At 61.6% G+C, this 19,490-nt stretch carries 13 protein-coding genes and 1 pseudogene; 8 read left to right on the plus strand and 6 right to left on the minus strand.

The window, feature by feature from the left end; genetic code table 11:
* Positions 1-192: 192 nt before the first annotated feature.
* Positions 193-2,220, minus strand: a complete 2,028-nt coding sequence (locus GYK42_RS00590) for an aminotransferase class V-fold PLP-dependent enzyme (protein WP_166445940.1) — start codon at positions 2,218-2,220, stop codon at positions 193-195.
* Positions 2,221-2,373: 153 nt separating this feature from the next.
* Here GYK42_RS00590 and GYK42_RS00595 point away from each other — a divergent pair, with 153 nt between their 5' ends.
* Both GYK42_RS00595 and GYK42_RS00600 read left to right on the plus strand, forming a co-directional pair.
* Positions 2,374-2,871, plus strand: coding sequence for an Lrp/AsnC family transcriptional regulator (locus GYK42_RS00595; protein ID WP_034753155.1), 498 nt, complete (start codon positions 2,374-2,376; stop codon positions 2,869-2,871).
* Positions 2,872-3,012: 141 nt separating this feature from the next.
* A pseudogene (locus GYK42_RS00600) lies at positions 3,013-4,984 on the plus strand (methyl-accepting chemotaxis protein).
* Positions 4,985-5,009: 25 nt separating this feature from the next.
* Here the strand turns inward: GYK42_RS00600 and GYK42_RS00605 are convergent.
* A complete protein-coding gene (locus GYK42_RS00605; RefSeq protein WP_205711238.1) occupies positions 5,010-5,510 on the minus strand; it encodes a thioredoxin family protein in 501 nt (166 codons plus the stop codon).
* A gap of 154 nt (positions 5,511-5,664) precedes the next feature.
* Between GYK42_RS00605 and GYK42_RS00610 the strand changes: the two genes are divergently transcribed.
* From GYK42_RS00610 to GYK42_RS00635, 6 genes are all read left to right on the plus strand, one after another.
* The gene (locus GYK42_RS00610; RefSeq protein ID WP_240943400.1) at positions 5,665-5,955 is read left to right on the plus strand and encodes a DUF3349 domain-containing protein; all 291 of its coding nucleotides are present in this window, start codon (positions 5,665-5,667) and stop codon (positions 5,953-5,955) included.
* Between the two features lie 79 nt (positions 5,956-6,034).
* On the plus strand, positions 6,035-7,201 hold the full coding sequence (locus GYK42_RS00615; RefSeq protein WP_166445942.1) for an HPP family protein: 1,167 nt from the start codon (positions 6,035-6,037) through the stop codon (positions 7,199-7,201).
* On the plus strand, positions 7,198-8,295 hold the full coding sequence (locus GYK42_RS00620) for a M48 family metallopeptidase (RefSeq protein ID WP_166445943.1): 1,098 nt from the start codon (positions 7,198-7,200) through the stop codon (positions 8,293-8,295). Before GYK42_RS00615 ends, GYK42_RS00620 begins: the two co-directional genes overlap by 4 nt.
* Positions 8,296-8,429: 134 nt before the next feature.
* Positions 8,430-10,250, plus strand: coding sequence for a DUF885 domain-containing protein (locus GYK42_RS00625; protein WP_166445944.1), 1,821 nt, complete (start codon positions 8,430-8,432; stop codon positions 10,248-10,250).
* A 169-nt stretch (positions 10,251-10,419) separates the two neighbouring features.
* Entirely contained in the window at positions 10,420-11,520 is a 1,101-nt protein-coding gene (locus GYK42_RS00630; protein WP_166445945.1) for an SRPBCC family protein, read from the plus strand.
* Positions 11,517-12,692 carry a zinc-dependent alcohol dehydrogenase gene (locus GYK42_RS00635; RefSeq protein WP_166445946.1) on the plus strand — a complete coding sequence of 392 codons (1,176 nt, stop codon included), beginning with the start codon at positions 11,517-11,519 and terminating at the stop codon, positions 12,690-12,692. The genes GYK42_RS00630 and GYK42_RS00635 overlap by 4 nt, the downstream gene beginning before the upstream one ends.
* A gap of 47 nt (positions 12,693-12,739) precedes the next feature.
* Here GYK42_RS00635 and GYK42_RS00640 read toward each other — a convergent pair whose 3' ends face one another.
* The 4 genes from GYK42_RS00640 to rpoC all read right to left on the minus strand — a co-directional run bounded on the left by GYK42_RS00640 (position 12,740) and on the right by rpoC (position 19,381).
* The gene (locus tag GYK42_RS00640) at positions 12,740-13,579 is read right to left on the minus strand and encodes an HDOD domain-containing protein (protein WP_166446228.1); all 840 of its coding nucleotides are present in this window, start codon (positions 13,577-13,579) and stop codon (positions 12,740-12,742) included.
* Positions 13,580-13,655: 76 nt separating this feature from the next.
* Entirely contained in the window at positions 13,656-14,444 is a 789-nt protein-coding gene (locus GYK42_RS00645) for an ArsR family transcriptional regulator (protein ID WP_240943356.1), read from the minus strand.
* A gap of 481 nt (positions 14,445-14,925) precedes the next feature.
* Entirely contained in the window at positions 14,926-15,090 is a 165-nt protein-coding gene (locus tag GYK42_RS00650; RefSeq protein ID WP_166445947.1) for a hypothetical protein, read from the minus strand.
* Between the two features lie 49 nt (positions 15,091-15,139).
* Entirely contained in the window at positions 15,140-19,381 is a 4,242-nt protein-coding gene (gene rpoC / locus GYK42_RS00655; protein WP_034753138.1) for a DNA-directed RNA polymerase subunit beta', read from the minus strand.
* Positions 19,382-19,490: the final 109 nt, after the last annotated feature.

A 19,490-nucleotide genomic window follows, 5' to 3' on the forward strand; every position in this document is an offset into this window, starting at 1 on the left:
TTTTCTGAACTTCATCGTAGGAGGGCCGCGCAGGCAAGACCGTGCGCTAGCGTACATAGCTGGCGCTTTGGAAGCGTGTCGGCAAAGAAATTTGCAGACTGGACAGTGAAAAAATGCCGCAAGGAAACGAATAGCGTGCACCGTGCCGATGATGGCACGGTGCAATATTTCAAGGAAGAAAGTTCAAGCCGTTCAGGCCGCAATGGCCAGCGGGTGGCGCGTCACTTCCGCCATCGCCATGCCGCCATTCAGTTGCCATGCAGCGCCGTGGCCGAGGCGGCGTAAACAGGCGCTGGCGCGCGCGCTGCGGTTGCCGCTGCGGCAGAAAAAGACCAGTGGGCGCTGCGGCTGCTGCAGCCACGCGGCCACTTGCCCGGCCAGGCGGCTCAGCGGTACGCTGCGCACTTCGCAGCCCTCGAACACCGTGCCGACGCACGCCGCGTGTTCATACGCTTCGCGCACGTCGACGAGGATGGCGTCGGGATGCTGGCGCAAGAAGGCGGGCAAAGCGGCCGCGTCGAGCTGCAGTTCGGCGGCCGGCACGCTACCGTCCTGCACCGTGCGCGCGGTATCGCAAATACTGCCATCGTCGCCTGACGCGCACAGCACGGTGTCTTGCGTCAGCAGCGCCGCATCCAGCAAAGGTGCCAGTGCTTCGGGCGCCAGGGCGCCGATGAAGGCGAAGCGTTGCTCCAGCAGGTACACATGGGTTTCGCCGCACTCGATGCGACGCAAACGCTGCTGACCCAGCGCCAGCTCACCGTCGATATCGACGCGGCCGACTTGTTCGATCTCGAGCTCCTGCAGCAAGGCCAGGCGCGCCACGCCATGGTCGGCTGGCGCCGCCGTGTGCACGATGGCGCGCAAGGCCAGGTGCTGGCAGCGGATGAAGGCGGCCAGGCGCGGCACGAGCGCGGCGACGGGATCGATGACGACACAACTGGCGCTGGCAAGGTCGCTGAGCAGCCAGGTGCACTGGCCATCGATGCTCAGCTGGACTACGCCGTCCTGCGGCGATGGCGCCAGTGCCGATGGCAACAGGCAGCTGCTGCGCAGCGCTTCACCGCAGCGTTCGATGCGCGCGCAGGCGGCGGTAATGGTCGCCGCGTCGATCAGGGGGCCGAACGATAAACGGATGGCCGAGCTGGCGCGCCATTGCGGCACGTGCATCGCTTCCAGGACATAGCTGGGGAGCGCTTTGGCGGCGGAACAGGCGCTGCCCGAGCTGACGCGCACGCGCGCCGCGTCAAACAGGTCCAGCAGCTCTTTCGAGGACAGGCCTGGCACGGAAAAATTGAGCGTCGTCGGCAAGGACAGGTCGAACGGCATATTGAAGACGATGCCGGGGAAAGCGCGCTCCAGGCTGGCCACCAGCTGCGCGCGGAACGCGGCCAGGTCGGCGTCGCTGCGGAAGGTCTTGCCGTCGTCGAGCGCGCCCAGCACGGCGCCCAGCGCGGCGATGCCGGCCATGTTTTCCGTGCCCGAGCGCAGGCCCGCCTCCTGGCCGCCGCCCATCATCAGGGGCGTAAACGGGGCGCCGGCGCGCACGTACAGCATGCCGATGCCCTTGGGCGCGTACAGCTTGTGGCCGGAAAACGGCGCGTAATCGATGCGCGTGGCGGCCAGGTTCAGTTTCAGCTTGCCCAGCGCCTGCACGCAATCGACCATCCAGTAGGCATCGGCACCGCGTTCCTGCAGCAGGTGGGCGATGCCGGACAAATCGCTGACGACGCCCGTTTCATTATTCGCCGCCATCGTGCACAGCATGGCCGCGTCGCCGATCAGCGCACCGAGCGCCTGCAAATCGTGGCGCCCCTGCGCATCGACGGGCAGCTTGCGCACTTCCAGGTTCAGGCCCAGCAGCCGATTCCAGTGCGCCAGGCTTTCCGGCACGGCCTTGTGCTCGGTCGCGCCATACAGCAGCAGGCTGCCGATGCGCTTGCCTGCAGCGCGCCGTTCGCGCAACGCACACAGGGCCGACAGCACGGCCGTCTGGATGCCTTCGGTGGCGCCGCTGTTGAACATCAGGCGGCCGTCGCCCACGCCCAGCAAGCGGGCGGCGCGCTGGCGCACGCCATCCATCATGGCCTTGGCCTGCAATCCCGTCGCGTGGGTGCTGCTGGGATTGCCATAGCCCTGCTCCATCGCTTGCCGGGCGGCGGCAACGGCGGCGGGCAGCACGCAAGTGGTGGCATTGCTGTCGAGGTAGATTTCTTTCATGATGGCAGTCTGAGTATTCTATAAAAAGGGCACAGCGCAGGAGGCTGGGATATATGGATAGTCTACCGGCCCGCCTCCGTGAAGATATGCCAAAAAATACTGCAAACGAGGTACGATGCAGCATGTTCATGCCATAAAAACTGGATTAGTAAAATGAATTCACCAAACGCCTCGCTCGACAAATTCGACTGCGCCATCCTCGCAGCCCTGCAGCAGGACGGCACCCTGTCGATCGCCGCCCTCAGCGAGAAGATCGGCCTGTCCAGCACGCCTTGCTGGAAGCGGGTCAAGCGCCTGGAGGAAGACGGCTATATCGAGAGCCGCGTGGCCATCGTCAACCGCCAAAAAGTGGGTTTGCCCGTGACCGTCTTCGTCAGCGTGCGCACGGGACAGCACGATGAAAAATGGCTGCGCCGCTTTGCCGCCGCCGTCATCGTCTTGCCCGAGGTACAGGAATTTCACCGCATGAGCGGCGACATCGACTACCTGCTGAAAGTCGTCACCACCGACATCAAGGGCTACGACACGTTTTATAAAAAGCTCATCAAGGCCGTGCAGCTGACGGGCGTATCGTCCGCCTTTTCCATGGAGCAAATCAAGTGCAGCACGGAATTGCCTCTGGAATTGATCGCCCACGGCTTGCCTGCCTGAGGTGATCGCGCGTTGCTGCAATGCAACATAAATGAATGAAAAGCAGCAATGGCGCGATGGAAGGCGCAGTGCGGCCGGTATACTGTCTGCTCGCCTGCCCGCTTTTCTGCTCATTCTGCAGGCCATCCTCCAAGGTCTTCCATGTCTCTGCTCCGCCGCCTCTCCATCCAGAAAAAACTCCTGTTCAGCATGGGCTTGTGCCTGCTGCTCTTCATGGCGATCTCGTCTTTCCTCAGCGTGCGCATGAGCAGCGATTACGTGCGCGAGCGCGTCGTCAGCCAGGAGTTGCCGGCGCAAGTGGGCGAGATCCGCAACGACGTGCTGCGCCAGATCAGCCAGCCCCTGTCCGTGGTGCAGACCATGGCCAATGATGTCTACCTGCAAGACTGGGAAGACGCGGGCTTGCCCGACAACGGCATCGCCACCTTCCAGCGCTACGCCACCGTGGTCAAGGAAAAAAACAAGGCCGCCTCGATCAACTGGGCCTCGGCCAGCACGGGCAAGTATTTCACCACGGAAGGCTTGCTGCGTACCCTGGACAAGAGCCAGGCGGCAGACCAGTGGTTTTATGGCTTGCTGGCCGGCGAGAAGGCCTACACGCTCGACATCGACAAGGCGGAAAACTCCAGCGACCTGATGCTGTACCTGAATGCGCGCGGCCAGACGGCGAGCGGCAAACAGATTGCGGCCGGCCTGGGCCTGTCCATCAATGCGCTGGCCGACACCATCCGCAGCTACAAGATCGGCCAGACGGGCCATGTCTACCTGGCGCGCGCGAATGGCGTGCTGCTGGTGCACCGCGACACGGCCTTGGCCGACGGCAAGCATGCACTCAAGGATTTGCCCGGCTTTAGCGATACCCTGAGCCAGAGCCTATTGACTGGCAAAAAATACGCGTATGCCATCTACGATGCGCCTGCCGGACGCCAGTTCGTCGCCGCCTCCTTCGTGCCGGAATTGAATCTGTACGTGATGGCCGAAGTGCCGGAAGCGGAAGTGCTGGGCAACGTCACGCGTTCGGCCCTGATCGCCGCCCTGATCACCGGCCTCGTCGGTGGCGGCATCGCCCTGTGCATCATTTATGTCATCAGCCGCGCCATCGCCGCTCCCGTCGCGCGCGCGGCCGACATGCTCAGCGAGATCGCCAGCGGCAATGGCGACCTGAGCCGCCGCATGCCCGTCGAATCGGAAGACGAGGTCGGCGCGCTGGCCGCCGCCTTCAACCGCTTCGTCGCATCGCTGAACGTGACGATACGCGAAGTTCGCGACAGTACGGGCTCCATTGCCAGCGCATCGAGCCAGATCGCATCGGGCAACCTGGACCTGTCGGCGCGCACGGAAGCCCAGGCGTCGAGCCTGGAAGAGACGGCGGCGGCCATGGAAGAACTGACGTCGACCGTGAAACAAAACGCGGACAACGCGCGCCAGGCCAATCAGCTGGTGGTGTCGGCGTCTAGCCACGCCGTCAAGGGCGGTGAAGTGGTGGGACAAGTCGTGCAGACGATGGGGGCGATCACGGACAGTTCACGCAAGATCGCGGACATTATCGGCGTGATCGACGGCATTGCCTTTCAAACCAATATTCTCGCACTGAATGCGGCCGTCGAGGCGGCCCGCGCGGGCGAACAGGGCCGCGGCTTTGCCGTGGTGGCCACCGAGGTGCGCAACCTGGCGCAGCGCTCGGCGGCGGCGGCCAAGGAAATCAAGGACTTGATCGTCGACTCGGGCAGCAAGGTGGAAGCGGGCAGCAAGCTGGTCGACTCGGCCGGCGCCACCATGCAGGACATCGTCCGTGCAAAGGGTGGCCGACCTGATGGGAGAAATCGCTTCGGCCAGCCAGGAGCAAAGCCAGGGCATCGCGCAAGTCAACGCCACCGTGACGCAGATGGACGACGCCACCCAGCAAAACGCGGCCCTGGTGGAAGAAGCGGCGGCGGCCGCCCAGTCCCTGCAGGATCAGGCGGGCCGGCTGGCGCAGGTGGTCAGCGTCTTCAAGCTGGAAGAATCCGGGCATGCGGCGCAGCCCCAGTCCCAGCAGCCGGCGCGCAAGCCCATGCTGCCCACGCCGTCGCGCACGGCAGCACCGGCCAGCGATGCGTGGGAAGAGTTTTAAAGGGGTTTAGGGGGTTTGAAAACGCTTAAATCGCCGGCGCTTTCACGCTGGCCGCTTGCTTGAAGAAATCATAAATGCCGCTCTCGCTCATGCGGCGGGCATTCGCCAGTTCGCCGCCCTTGGTGGCGTACAGCACTTGGTTGTTGTCGCTTGATACGAGCACGGCAGCCGGGATGCCTTTCTTGAGCGGATTGCCATAGGCTTGCGCTACGTCCAAGTTATGGTCGAAGTTACCCACGTCGACCTTGACGACCTTGAACTGCTGCTGCATCAACTCCGCGTTCTTGCCTTCCTTCAATGCCTTGTCGAGCGCGCGGCAATCCTCGCACCAGTTGGCGCCAAAGATCAGCAAGACAGGCACGTGCGCCGCCTTCGCTTCGGCCAGCGCGCGGGCCACGTCGCCCTTGGCGTCGGCCGCCGCGTTGTACGGCAAGTGCGGGGTGGCGACGGGGTTGGCCGGTGTCGGTGCGGCGGCAACGGCGGTGCCGGCAAGCAGCAGGCTGGCAAGGAAAATGGAAAGGCGCATGCGGGCTCCTGAGAGAAATCGTAAGGCCTGCTGAACAGCTGCCAGCGGGCATGATTGTCTAGAATATGCCTGCTTGTGGGAAATATCCACCATTTAATTGCACTGTGCTTATGCGGAAAACGTATAAGCAACACCAAGGAGTAGCCGCTTGAGCATGCCAGATACCCTGCCCCCAACCTTGTCCGGCGCCGCGCGCATGCTGCGCAGCGCCTATCCCGCTGGCATTCCCGACTCGGCGTATTTCGCCGTATTGGCCCTGCTGTATGAACACTTTTCCGACCGCAACCTGGCCGAGCTGATGGCCGCTGTCACGCACAAGGATACGGCGACGGTCCTCAATGACATCTATGCCTGCGCCAGCAGCAAGCCGGCGCAGTCCACCGTCGCGGCCGCCAGGAACTTGCTGACGCAACACGGCTTGCAAGCGGTCTGCGCCGAAGATTGATGCCCACAGGCAGCAAAATGGAACGCATGGGATAATATGGGGCTCACACTGAGCAATGCGGCCCGAACGCGCCCTCCCCATGACGACTTCTTTCCTGGCACGCTGGCTGCCGCAACCGAACAACGGCAGCCGCCGCGAACAATTGCGCGCCTGCGCGGGCGCCATCTGCGGCTTGCTGCTGACGGGCCTGATCTGCCATTTCCTGCTGGCTCCAGATAGCGCCAGCGTCTACCTGATCGCGCCCATGGGCGCCTCGGCCGTGTTGCTGTTTTGCCTGCCGGCCAGCCCGCTGGCGCAACCGTGGTCCGTGGTGGGCGGCAATGTGGTGTCCGGCCTAGTCGGCATGGCCTGCGTCAAATGGATGGGGCCCAGCGTGGGCGTGGCGGCGCTGGCCGCCTGCCTGGCCATCGGCGCCATGTTTGCCCTGCGCTGTTTGCATCCGCCGGGCGGCGCCGTGGCGCTCACCACGGTCGTCGGCGGCGCCAGCGTGCATGCGGCCGGCTTTGAATTCGTCTTCATCACCGTGCTGTTCAATTCCGCCGTGCTGGTCGCCTGCGCCGTGCTGTACAACAACCTGACGGGACGCCGCTACCCGCACATCCAGCAACTGGTCGCGCCGCATCCGCACGATACCAAGGATGACGTGCCCAGCAACCGCCTGGGCTTTTCGCCCGATGACCTCGATGCCGTCCTGCGCCAGCACAGCGAAGTACTCGACATCAGCCGCGACGATTTGCAAGCGATCTTCCTGCAAACGGAAATGCGCGCCTACCAGCGCCGCTTCGGCGTCGTCACCTGCGCCGACATCATGTCGAAAGACGTACTCAGCGTGGAATTCGGCACGCCGCTCGATGTTGCCTGGCGCACCATGCGCGAGCATCAGGTAGGCGCGCTGCCCGTGCTGAACCGGGCGCGCCGCGTCGTCGGCATCATCACGCAGACGGACTTCCTGCGCCATGGCGGCCTCGACGATTACCAGGGCATGCGCCAGCGCCTGCGCAGCTTGCTGCAACGCAGCGGCCTGTCCCACAGCGACAAGCCGGAAGTGGTGGGCCAGCTGATGACGCCGTCGCCGCACACGGCCCGCCTGGGCACGCCCATCATTGATCTGGTTCCCCTGATGGCCGACGCCGGCTATCACCATATTCCCATCCTCGACGACGAAGAGCGCCTGGCCGGCATCATCAGCCAGTCCGACCTGATGGCGGCCCTGTACGAAAGCCGCTTTGCCGAGGCGGCCGCATGACGCCGTTCCAGGCACTGCTGACGGGTCCCGATGGCGGCTCCGCCGGCACGGCCGTCAGCGCGCATTTTTTCGGCAGCCAGCTGGCCATCGACGCGCCCGGCCATGGTGTCGACGTGGCACAGCTGGTCGTCAGCGTGGGCGGCGTCGACGGCCCGGAACTGTTCCTGAACTGGCTCGACGCGCAAGGACGGCAAGCGTCGCTCAAGCCGCTGACGGCTAGCGACATCGCCATCGTCTTGCGCGAAGCGCCAGCCGCGCTGCAGCCGCAACTGCAGCACCTGTGGGGCGAACGCCAGCGCAATCGGCGGCAAGTGTCGGGCTGGCTGGCCGGTTTGACGGGCGCGGCCGTCGTCGCGACCGCCCTGCTGTGGTGGCAAGGCGGCCATGCCATCGGCGCGCTGGCAGGATTAATCCCTTTGTCGACGGAAAAACAGCTGGGCGAACTGGCCCTGTCGCAAGTGCGCGCGCAAGGCGGCATCAGCGAAAGCGGCGTGACGCAGCAGACGGTGCAGGAGATCGGCCGCAAGCTGACGGCTGGCTCGCGCTACCAGTACCGCTGGCTGATCAAGAACGACGACACGGTCAACGCGTTTGCCATGCCCGGCGGCATCATCGTCGTGCATACGGGCTTGCTGCGCCAGGCCGCCGACCCGGACGAACTGGCCGGCGTGCTCGCGCATGAAGTGCAGCACGTGGAACAGCGTCATTCGCTGCGGCAAATGATCAGCAGCCTGGGCTGGGGCGCCCTCGTGGGCGTGACCATCGGCGACATCAGCGCCGTGGCCGCCATGCTGGCGCACCAGGCCGGCACCCTGTATTTCAGCCGCGACATGGAAGAAGAGGCGGACCGCCTCGGCTTGCTCACCTTGCAGCGCGCACATATCCGCCCTGATGGCATGCTCAGCTTTTTCCAGAAGCTCGATGACAAGGACAAGGCCAAGATGCCAGGCTGGATTTCCTCGCACCCGCAAACGGCGGCGCGCGCGCAGCAAATTCGCAGCCTGATCGCCGCCACGCCGTGCCCTGCCTGTCTTCCCCTGACCAGCAGCCACTGGCAAGCCATGAAAGCGGCCCTGCCGCCTACGGCAAAATAGCAACATTCCCCTCGTACAATTTATCCAAACGTACTGTGCAATGGCGTATGCTTACGCCCCGGCTGCTCGATCGCGACCGGCCACCCCGACCCACAACGCCTCCGTTCATACCCTCCTTACAAAGGACATCGCGCATGAAGCATCGTTTTGCCGCCGGCACCCTCGGCACCCTGGCCATCTCTCTGTTGCTCGCCTACGCGCCCATGGCGCAAGCGGCCCAGCCCGCTGCCAAAACAGCCGTCCCGCCCGCCGTCAGCGCGCCAAAAGCAAAGCAACAGCTACAAGTGCTGGCCGACACATATTACGATGCACAGGCCCGTTTCGAGCCGATCAATGCCACCGAAAGCGGCGACAACCGTTTTGACGACCAGCTCGGCTCAGCCATCGTGCCCGCAGCGCGCGCAAAACAGTTCGCACTGTACCGCCAGTACCAGAAGACCCTGCGCAGCATTGCCCGCGCGCAGCTGTCGCACCAGGACCAGATCAACTATGACATTCTCGACTATGAACTGGCCACGGCCCTGAGCTTCGAGCGCTTCCCGGAATACCTGCTGCCATTGAACCAGATGGACAGCATGCCCGTCACCCTCGCCAATTATGCGGGCGGCGAGGCATCGCAGCCTTTGACCACGGTCAAGGAGTATGACGCTTACCTGAGCCGTATCGGCCAGTTGCCGGGCTGGATAGACCAGGCCATCGCCAACATGAAGGTCGGCATGCAAAAGGGCATCGTGCTGCCGAAGGCGCTGACGGAATCGGCCCTGCCGCAATTCAAGAAGCTCGTCAGCGCCACGCCGCAGGACAGCGTCTATTACACGCCCATCAAGAACTTGCCGGCCAGCTTTTCCGACGCGGACAAGGCGCGCCTGACGCAAACCTATACCGTCATCATCGAAGCCAAGCTGATGCCCGCGCTGCAGCGCCTGTCCACCTTCATGGAACGCGATTACCTGCCGGCCGGCCGCGCGAGCAGCGGCTGGAGCGCCCTGCCCGATGGCGCGGCCTGGTATCAGGCGCGCGTGGCCAGCAGCACCACCACGGATTTGAAACCGGAGCAGATCCACGCCATTGGCTTGAAGGAAGTGGCGCGCATCCAGGAACAATACGCGATCGTCGGCCCGAAGATGGGCTACAACGGCCCGGCCGCCGGCTTGCCCGTGTGGGTGTCGGAACAGGCGAAATACCGCCCGTTCAAGACGGAACAGGAAGTGCTCGACGTCTACCGCAAGCTGAACGTGCTGCTCGACAGCAAATTGCCCGCCCTGTTCACCCTGGTGCCGAAAGCGCCGCTGGACTTGCGTCTGGAACCTGAACTGAGCCGCGACACGGCCGCCGACCACTACACGGCGCCGGCCGCCGACGGTTCGCGCCCGGGCGTGTTCTGGTCCGTCGTCACCGATCCGAAACTGTATGGCGACACGGGCATGACCACCCTGTTCCTGCACGAAGGTAAACCTGGCCACCATTTCCACCTGGCGCTGGTGCAAGAGATGGACTTGCCGAACTTCCGCCGCTTCGGCGGCAATAATGCCTTCACGGAAGGCTGGGCCATGTATGCGGAAACCCTGGGCAAGGAAATGGGGCTGTTCGAGGATCCGGCCCAGTATTTCGGCCATTTGAACGACGAGATGCTGCGCGCCGTGCGCCTGGTGGTCGACACGGGATTGCACACCAAGGGCTGGACGCGCGAGCAGACGATCAAGTATATGCGCGACACGCTCGGCTATGACGCCGTGGCGAAAAGCGAGACGGAACGCTACATGGCCTGGCCGGGCCAGGCGCTGGGCTACAAGATCGGTTCCCTGAAGATCGTCGAACTGCGCCAGCGCGCGCAGCAAGCCTTGGGCGACAAGTTCAGCCTGCCGAAGTTCCACGAAGTGGTACTCGGCGACGGCACCCTGCCCCTGAAACTGCTGGAAGCCAAGGTCGACCGGTGGATCGCGCAGCAGAAGTAAACTAGCCCACTCCTGTGAGAACGGCAGCGCCAAGCGGGGCTGCCGTTTTTTTTCGTGCCGATATTTGATCTGGCGCAGATATCTTCACAAAACAGCGCATCGCGCGCACGCCTGCCGGAACGCGTACCAGATCATGCTGCCTAATTCCCATACACAGAAGGGAGGCAGCATGCCAAACGAAGACATCAGCGATGGCGCCACGGCGCGTCCGCCAACATGGCGGCAGCAGTCAGAGATACCAGCGGAAACATCCGGCTCGTCCGGGAATGGGCACGACGCCATTCTTCACTACACGAGCGCGCGCGGTCAGTCCGATACACGGCCACAGCGGCACATTCCCGACGATACCCCGCGCGGCAACCATGCCCTGATCGCGGCACTTGGCTGGCTCAGCATCGGCCTGGGCCTGGCCCAGCTGGTGGCGCCGCGCGGGCTGGCGCGGGCCAGCGGCTTGCGTGGCGTCTCATCTTTATGGATACGCGCCATCGGCCTGCGCGAAATGGCCTGCGGCGTGGCCTTGCTGCGCGGAGAAAGCAGGCCGGCATGGCGCTGGTCGCGCATCGCCGGCGACGCCATGGATCTGTCTCTGCTGGGCGTGGCCATGGCCAGCCGGCGCCATGCGCGCACACGCCTGGCGGCGACGGCAGCCGTGGTGGCAGGCGTGACGGCCATCGACTATATCGCCAGCGCACAACTGGCGCCGCGCAAGCTGAGCGAATTGCCCGCACCCGGCGAAGAGGGGCTGGCGCTGCAAAAGAGCGTCATCGTCAACCGTTCCGCCGACGATTGCTACCACGCCTGGCGCGACCTGGAAAACCTGCCCCGCTTCATGCCGGGCCTGCAGTCGGTACAGGTGATCGATGCGCGCCGCTCGCGCTGGCACAGTGTCGAAGGCGAGTGGATAGGCGAACTGACAGACGAGCGTCCAGGCCAGGGCATGCGCTGGCGCGCGGCGGAAAACCATGCGGAAACGGGCGCGCTGGAACTGTCGCCCGCACCGGACGGGCAAGGCACCGTGGTGACCATGCAACTGCACATGCAGGCGCCGGTAGGCAAGGTGGGCGCGGCCGTAGCCGGCCTGTTCAGCCAGGCGCCCGCCTACCAGATCGAGACCACCCTGCGCCGCTTCAAGCAGTGGATGGAAACTGGCGAGGTCAGCACCACCGAGGGCCAGCCATCGGGCAAGCGCAGCTTCAAGGCACGGCTACTGAGCAAGGCTGGCAACAAGGCAAATGCTGCAGGTACGCAAACGAATGGAGGTGTGTCATGAAAGCCAATTGCTGGCACGGCAAGCGCGACGTACGGATCGAACACGTGCCCGATCCCGCCATCCTCAATCCCGGCGACGCCATCATCAAAGTCAGTTCCACGGCCATCTGCGGCTCCGACCTGCACCTCTACAATGGCGTCGTGCCCACCATGGAGCAAGGCGATATCCTCGGCCATGAGTTCATGGGCGAAGTGGTGGAAACGGGCTCCGCGGTACGCAAGCTCAAGGTGGGAGATCGGGTGGTGGTGCCGTTTCCCATTGCCTGCGGGCGCTGCTTCTTTTGCGAACAACAGCTGTACTCGGTGTGCGAGAATTCCAATCCGAACGCCTACATGGCGGAAAAGATGTGGGGTCATTCGGGCGCGGGCATCTTTGGCTATTCCCACCTGACGGGCGGCTATGCGGGCGGCCAGGCCGAATATGTGCGCGTGCCGTTTGCCGACGTCGGCCCCATCAAGGTGCCGGACGAGCTCAAGGATGAACAGGTACTGTTTCTCTCGGACATACTGCCGACCGGCTACATGGCGGCCGAAGCCTGCGGCATCGCGCCGGGTCAGGTGGTGGCCGTATGGGGTTGCGGCCCCGTGGGGCAGTTCGCCATCCAGAGCGCCTTCCTGCTCGGCGCCGAGCGCGTCATCGCCATCGACCACTACCCGGAACGCCTGCGCATGGCGCGCGAACTGTCCGGTGCGGAAACCCTGCATTTCGATGCCGTGGACGTGCCCGACGCCCTGCGGGAAATGACGGGAGGACGGGGACCCGATGCCTGCATCGATGCCGTCGGCATGGAAGCGCACGGTTCCGGCATCAGCTATATCTATGACCGCCTCAAGCAGACGATGAAACTGGAATCGGATCGTCCCACGGCCCTGCGCGAAGCGTTGATGGCGTGCCGCAACGGCGGCGTCGTCTCGGTGCCAGGGGTGTATGGCGGCTTCAGCGACAAGATCCCGTTTGGCTCCATCATGAACCGTTCCTTGACCATCAAGACGGGGCAGACACACGTGCAGCGCTACATGCAGCCGCTGTTGGAACGGATACAACGGGGCGAGCTCGATCCCGGCGCCATCATTTCCCACCACTTGACCCTGGACGAAGCTCCGCACGGCTACGAGATCTTCCAGAAGAAACAGGAGCAATGCATCAAGGTGGTATTGCATCCCGGCCCTTGACCTGCGCTGGCAGGCAACGTGGCCGGATCAGATGAGCAGTGCGTATTTCAGACGAGCAGCGCGGCGCTCATCGAGCGCACTTCCTCGGCCGATTCGGCCAGGATGCTTTGCAGGGTGTCGTTGTCGATAATGAAATCGATGACGGAATCGGAAGGCGTGAGCATTTCCACGTACGTCACCTGCAAGGGCGACTGCACGGGCGACAGTTGCTTGGCCAATAACAAGGTGTCGAGCAGGGAGTCGGGCGGGATGGACAGCAAGCCATCGCGCAAGCCTTCGATGGCTTCGCTCACGGCCAGCGGGATCAAGAGCTTCTTCATGACTTCGCGGGAAATGATTTCTTCTGCCGACTCCATCCAGTGATCCGCATCGTCGTCGAGCAGACCGGGGAATTCGTCGGCGCGCGACAACAGGTAAAAACCGCCCACCTCATGCACGATGCCGGCGAACAGCGCCGTGTCGGCATCGACGTGCGTCACGCGACGGGCAAGCACGTGGGCCAGTGCCGCCACATGGGCCGTGTGTTCCCACAGTTGGGTCGCCTTCTGGCGCAGGACGGGGTCGATGATCTTGCTGCCGAACTGGCGCACCACCATGGCCGCCACCAGCGCGTACAGATTGCGGTAACCCATGCGCATCACGGCGGCGCGCACGCTGGTCACGGGTGCGGCATCGCCGCGGCTGTACACGGCCGAGTTGGCCAGCGCGACCGTGCGCGCCGCCAGCAAGGGCTCGGCCAATACCAGCTTGATCGCATGGTCGATGTGGCAGTCCGGCTCAGCCAGGGCCAATTGCAATTGCAGTGCGGAATTCACACTCGTGGGAAACGTTAATTCTCCACGCACTGCCTGGGAAACAATTAAACCGAAAGCCTGTAGTTTGTTCATCATACGATCAATCCGCCTCAGATATTATTCTGGCCAACAATTTCAAGCATCAGAAATTGAATGCCAGGCCCGGCCTTTAGAATACAGATGGCATGTCATTCGCTTGTAATGAAGCATCAGGTAATGCCAGCACATGCAATAGCGATTCATCGCCGATGACAAACAGCTTCGGCTGCTGTAATACCTGCAGCAGAAACGGCTGGCCTTCGCGCAGCCGCCGGCGATAATCGGCCAGCGTATATAGGTTGGGATTGATTTTACGCCGTAAGGTTCGCTCGGCCGGGGCCAATCCCGTCAACAGATCGCCATAATTGGCTTCTTCGCCCACCAGCAGCAAATCGATGGCGCTGCCAGGCATGTCCTGTCCCTTCGCCGTGGCGCCCGACACGAAGGCCAGATGCAACTGGGCACGCAAGGGCGCCAAGGTCATGCTGAGGACGCCGACGATGCCGAAGGTTTTCTGCACCAGTCCGCTCAACTCCGGATACACGAGGCTTTCCTTGTTAGGCCAGAAACGCCGCACGTTGCCGATCCGCTCCGACGTGATCAGCCCTGACTCATGCAGCCGGCGCAGTTCCCGCTGCGCCGACGCGCTGCCCAGTCCCGTCAAGCGCATGATCTCGTTCAAGTGAAAACCTTCATTCACGCGAACAAAGAGCAAACCCAGCAGTTTCTGCTGGGCCGGAGTAAACAGGGCTTGGGCAATCATGCGCCAAATCTTAGCATGAATGAACTGGAAACTGGCGTGGCGAAGGCAATTGAGCGCGACGCCACAACAACGCAGTGTTGCGCCGTCATCGGCAACTGGGCGAGCCCATGCGCAACGCATGGCGATGACACAGCGACCGGCAGTTTGCAGATACATTCCTTGTGAGCGCTCACTTCAGTTTCGCTGGCGAGCCGGTCAGATATCCCGGTCTATCGCGACCGCCGGCCTGACGCAACGCATCACCAGATCTAGCCCATCAATTCAAACATGCACGACACAACAGTAACTCGGCCATATTTATTCAAAAACCGAGCAGGATGAATATAGGCATATAGGTTTGATTTTAATCTCAGCTATTAATAACAGCATGACTGAGCAGGATTTTCAATGCCTGGTTTACTCTTCATTTACTCAGATTGTCAATAAAAATACCAGGCATGAATAGGCAATATCCGATAATCGCATCCTTATCAATACATCGCATAAATGATCATCTATGGTGGAGATACTGCCGGATATAGACGGAACATCATGATTATCGCGTTCCAATCTGATTTGTATATGTGTACTAGTTAATGCGCTCAGGCATAAAAAAACGGCACCCGAAGGTACCGTTCTTGTCAGCTAGCAGCGTAGATTACGCTTCGTCGCGGTGGTGTTGCTGGGTTTCGATGGCCAGCAAATCTTCGGCGGTTTCACCGGCGAGGGTGGCTTTATCGAGCAGCAGTGGGGCTTGATGCTCTTCCACTTCCCATGCTTCTTTCCACTTTGCATGTGCGGTGGAGGCAACAGTAACGGCCATAAAAAAACGGCACCCGAAGGTGCCGTTTTTTGTCAGCTAGCAGCGTAGATTACGCTTCGTCGCCGTGGTGTTGCTGGGTTTCGATGTCCTGCAGCGCTTCGGCAGCTTCGCCAGCCATCGAGGCTTTCTCGGCCAGCAGCAGTGCTTGACGCTCTTCCACTTCCCACGCTTCTTTCTCTTTGCGTGCGCGGTGGAAGGCCAGGCCCGTACCGCCAGGAATCAGGCGGCCGACGATGACGTTCTCTTTCAGGCCGCGCAGACCATCGCGCTTGCCCATGATCGCCGCTTCGGTCAGCACGCGGGTGGTTTCCTGGAACGATGCCGCCGAGATGAACGAATCGGTCGACAGCGATGCCTTGGTAATACCCAACAAGACGTTTTCGTAGGTCGCTGGAATCTTGTTCTCAACGGCCATGCGATCGTTCTCGTCCAGCAGTTCCGAACGCTCTACCTGCTCGCCAACGATGTAGTTGGTGTCGCCGGCATTGACGATCTGCACACGGCGCAGCATCTGACGCACGATCACTTCGATGTGCTTGTCATTGATCTTCACGCCTTGCAGACGGTACACGTCTTGCACTTCGTCAACGATGTAACGTGCCAGCGCTTCGATACCCAGCAGGCGCAGGATGTCTTGCGGATCGGCCGGGCCGTCCACGATCATCTCGCCCTTGTTCACGACTTGGCCGTCATGCACCAGCACTTGTTTGTCCTTGGTGATCAAGAACTCATGCTTGTTGCCGTCCATGTCCGTGATTTCCAGACGCTGCTTGCCCTTGGTTTCTTTACCGAACGCAACCGTACCCGTGACTTCCGCCAGCATACCGGCATCTTTCGGCGAGCGCGCTTCGAACAGTTCCGCAACGCGTGGCAGACCACCGGTAATATCGCGTGTTTTTTGCGATTCGGTCGGGATACGTGCCAGCACTTCACCAACCGATACCTGTTGACCGTCCTTGACCATGATCAGCGCGCCGACCTGGAAGCCGATCGCCACCGAGTGTTCGGTGCCGGCGATCTTGACTTCTTCGTTCGCGTCGTTGATCAGCTTGACTTGCGGACGCAACGTTTTCGTCAACGAACCGCGACGTTTCGCATCGATCGCCACCAGGGTGGACAGACCGGTCACTTCGTCGACCTGACGGGCAACGGTGACGCCTTCTTCGACGTTCTCGAAACGCACCTGACCGGCGTATTCGGTAATGATCGGACGGGTCAGCGGATCCCACGTTGCCAGGGCCGTACCGGCCTTGATGACCATGCCGTCCTTGACGATCAGGGTCGCACCGTACGGTACTTTATGACGCTCACGCTCACGGCCATGGTCGTCGGTAATCAGCACTTCGCCGGAACGGGAAATGACGATTTGCGCGCCCTTGCCGTTCGTCACGTAACGCATGGTTGCCGTGAAGCGGATGGTACCGTTCGACTTGGCTTCCACCGACGATGCCACTGCTGCACGCGAAGCCGCACCACCAATGTGGAACGTACGCATGGTCAGCTGGGTACCAGGCTCACCAATCGACTGCGCAGCCACCACACCGACGGCTTCGCCGGCGTTGACCAGCATGCCGCGGCCCAGGTCGCGGCCATAGCACTTGGCGCACAGGCCGAAGCGCGTGTCGCAAGTCAGTGGCGTGCGAACCTTGACTTCATCGATGGACAGACGCTCGATCTCTTCGACCATGTCTTCGTCCATCAAGGTGCCGGCTTCGTACAGCGTTTCCTGGGTTTCAGGATTGACGACGTCATGCACCACCACGCGGCCGAGGATACGGTCACGCAACGGTTCGATGACTTCACCACCTTCGACCAGTGCCTTCATGACGGCGCCGTTCATGGTGCCGCAATCGTCCTCGATCACCACCAAGTCTTGCGTCACGTCAACCAGACGACGCGTCAGGTAACCGGAGTTAGCCGTTTTCAGCGCCGTATCGGCCAGACCTTTACGAGCGCCGTGGGTCGAAATGAAGTACTGCAAAACGTTCAGACCTTCGCGGAAGTTCGCGGTAATCGGCGTTTCGATAATCGAGCCATCCGGTTTGGCCATCAGACCACGCATACCGGCCAACTGGCGAATCTGGGCTGCGGAACCGCGCGCGCCGGAGTCGGCCATCATGTAAATGGCGTTGAACGATTCTTGCGTCGACTTGGTGCCGTCGCGGCGGATCACGTCTTCGACTTTGAGCTGGTCCATCATGGCCTTGCCGACTTCATCCGAGGTTTTGCCCCAGATATCGACTACCTTGTTGTAACGCTCGCCGGCGGTCACGAGACCCGAGGCGTATTGCTGTTCGATCTGCTTGACTTCCGATTCGGCCGTCGCGATCAGGGTGACTTTTTGAGGCGGTACCAGCATGTCGTCGACGCAGATCGAGATACCGGCGCGTGTCGCCAGGCGGAAACCCGATTGCATCAGTTTATCTGCGAACACCACGGTGGCGCGCAGGCCGCACTTGCGGAACGACGTGTTGATCAGCTTGGAAATTTCTTTCTTTTTCAGCGCGCGGTTCAAGACGGAGAACGGCAGGCCTTTAGGCAGAATTTCCGACAGGATCGCACGGCCGATCGTCGTTTCGTAACGCGTTACCGTTTTCTCGAATTCGCCCGTTTCGGCGTTTTTCGGGTATTCGGTAATACGCACGGTGACGCGGGTCGTCAGTTCGACTTCCTTGTTGTCGTAGGCGCGGATCACTTCCGACACGTCAGGGAACATCATCCCTTCGTTCTTCGCATTGATCGCTTCGCGGGTCGCGTAGTACAGACCCAACACGATATCCTGGGAAGGAACGATCGATGGTTCGCCGTTCGATGGGAACAGGATGTTGTTCGATGCCAGCATCAAAGTGCGTGCTTCCATCTGCGCTTCGATCGACAGAGGAACGTGGACCGCCATTTGGTCACCGTCAAAGTCGGCGTTGAATGCGGCGCAGACGAGCGGGTGCAGCTGGATGGCCTTGCCTTCAATCAGGACTGGCTCGAACGCCTGGATACCCAGACGGTGCAACGTCGGTGCGCGGTTCAACATGATCGGATGTTCACGGATCACGTCTTCCAGGATGTCCCACACGACCGGCTCTTGAATCTCGACCAGCTTTTTGGCGGCCTTGATCGTGGTTGCCAGACCCATCAGTTCCAGTTTATTGAAAATGAATGGTTTGAACAGTTCCAGCGCCATCAGTTTCGGCAAGCCGCACTGATGCAGTTTCAATTGCGGGCCCACGACGATGACCGAACGACCGGAGTAATCGACGCGTTTGCCCAGCAAGTTTTGACGGAAACGGCCGCCCTTGCCCTTGATCATCTCTGCCAGCGATTTCAGCGGACGCTTGTTGGCGCCGGTCATCGCTTTGCCGCGACGGCCGTTGTCCAGCAGCGAATCGACCGCTTCTTGCAGCATGCGCTTTTCGTTGCGCGTGATGATCTCTGGAGCGCGCAGCTCCATCAGGCGTTTCAGACGGTTGTTACGGTTGATGACGCGGCGATACAGATCGTTCAGATCCGAGGTCGCGAAACGGCCGCCATCCAGCGGTACCAGCGGACGCAGTTCCGGCGGCAGCACTGGCAGCACTTCCATGATCATCCAGTCAGGCTTGATGCCCGAACGTTGGAACGCTTCCAGCACTTTCAGGCGCTTCGCGTATTTCTTGATCTTGGCTTCGGATTTCGATTCCTTCAGTTCCACGCGCAGGGTTTCGGCATCGCGGTGGATGTCGATCGAGCGCAGCAGTTCACGGATACCTTCGGCGCCCATGAAGGCGGTGAAGTCGTCGCCGTACTCTTCGTACTTGGCGGCGTAGTCGTCTTCCGACATGATCTGGCACTTCTTCAGCGGGGTCATGCCTGGATCGGTCACGACGTATGCTTCAAAGTACAGCACGCGTTCGATGTCCCGCAGGGTCATGTCCAGGACCATGCCCAGACGCGACGGCAGCGACTTCAGGAACCAGATGTGCGCGGTCGGCGAGGCCAGCTCGATGTGGCCCATGCGCTCGCGGCGCACCTTGGCCAGGGTGACTTCGACGCCGCACTTTTCGCAGATCACGCCGCGGTGTTTCAGGCGCTTGTACTTGCCGCACAGGCATTCGTAATCCTTGATCGGGCCAAAGATCTTGGCGCAGAACAGGCCGTCGCGCTCAGGCTTGAAGGTACGGTAGTTGATGGTTTCCGGCTTCTTGACTTCGCCGTAGGACCACGAACGGATTTTCTCAGGCGAAGCGAGACCGATCTTGATTGCATCGAAGGTCTCGTTGGTCTGTACTTGCTTGAATAGATCGAGCAGTGCTTTCATGTATCACTCCAGAGGTGATTAAATTTCTATATTCCTGAGACTACATTGCCCGGCGTGGTTTCCCAGCCGGGCTTTGTGTTTCCCAAACCAAATGACGCTTATTGGGTCA

It is taken from the genome of Janthinobacterium lividum (genome assembly GCF_011601275.1).
Lineage (GTDB): Bacteria > Pseudomonadota > Gammaproteobacteria > Burkholderiales > Burkholderiaceae_D > Janthinobacterium > Janthinobacterium lividum_E.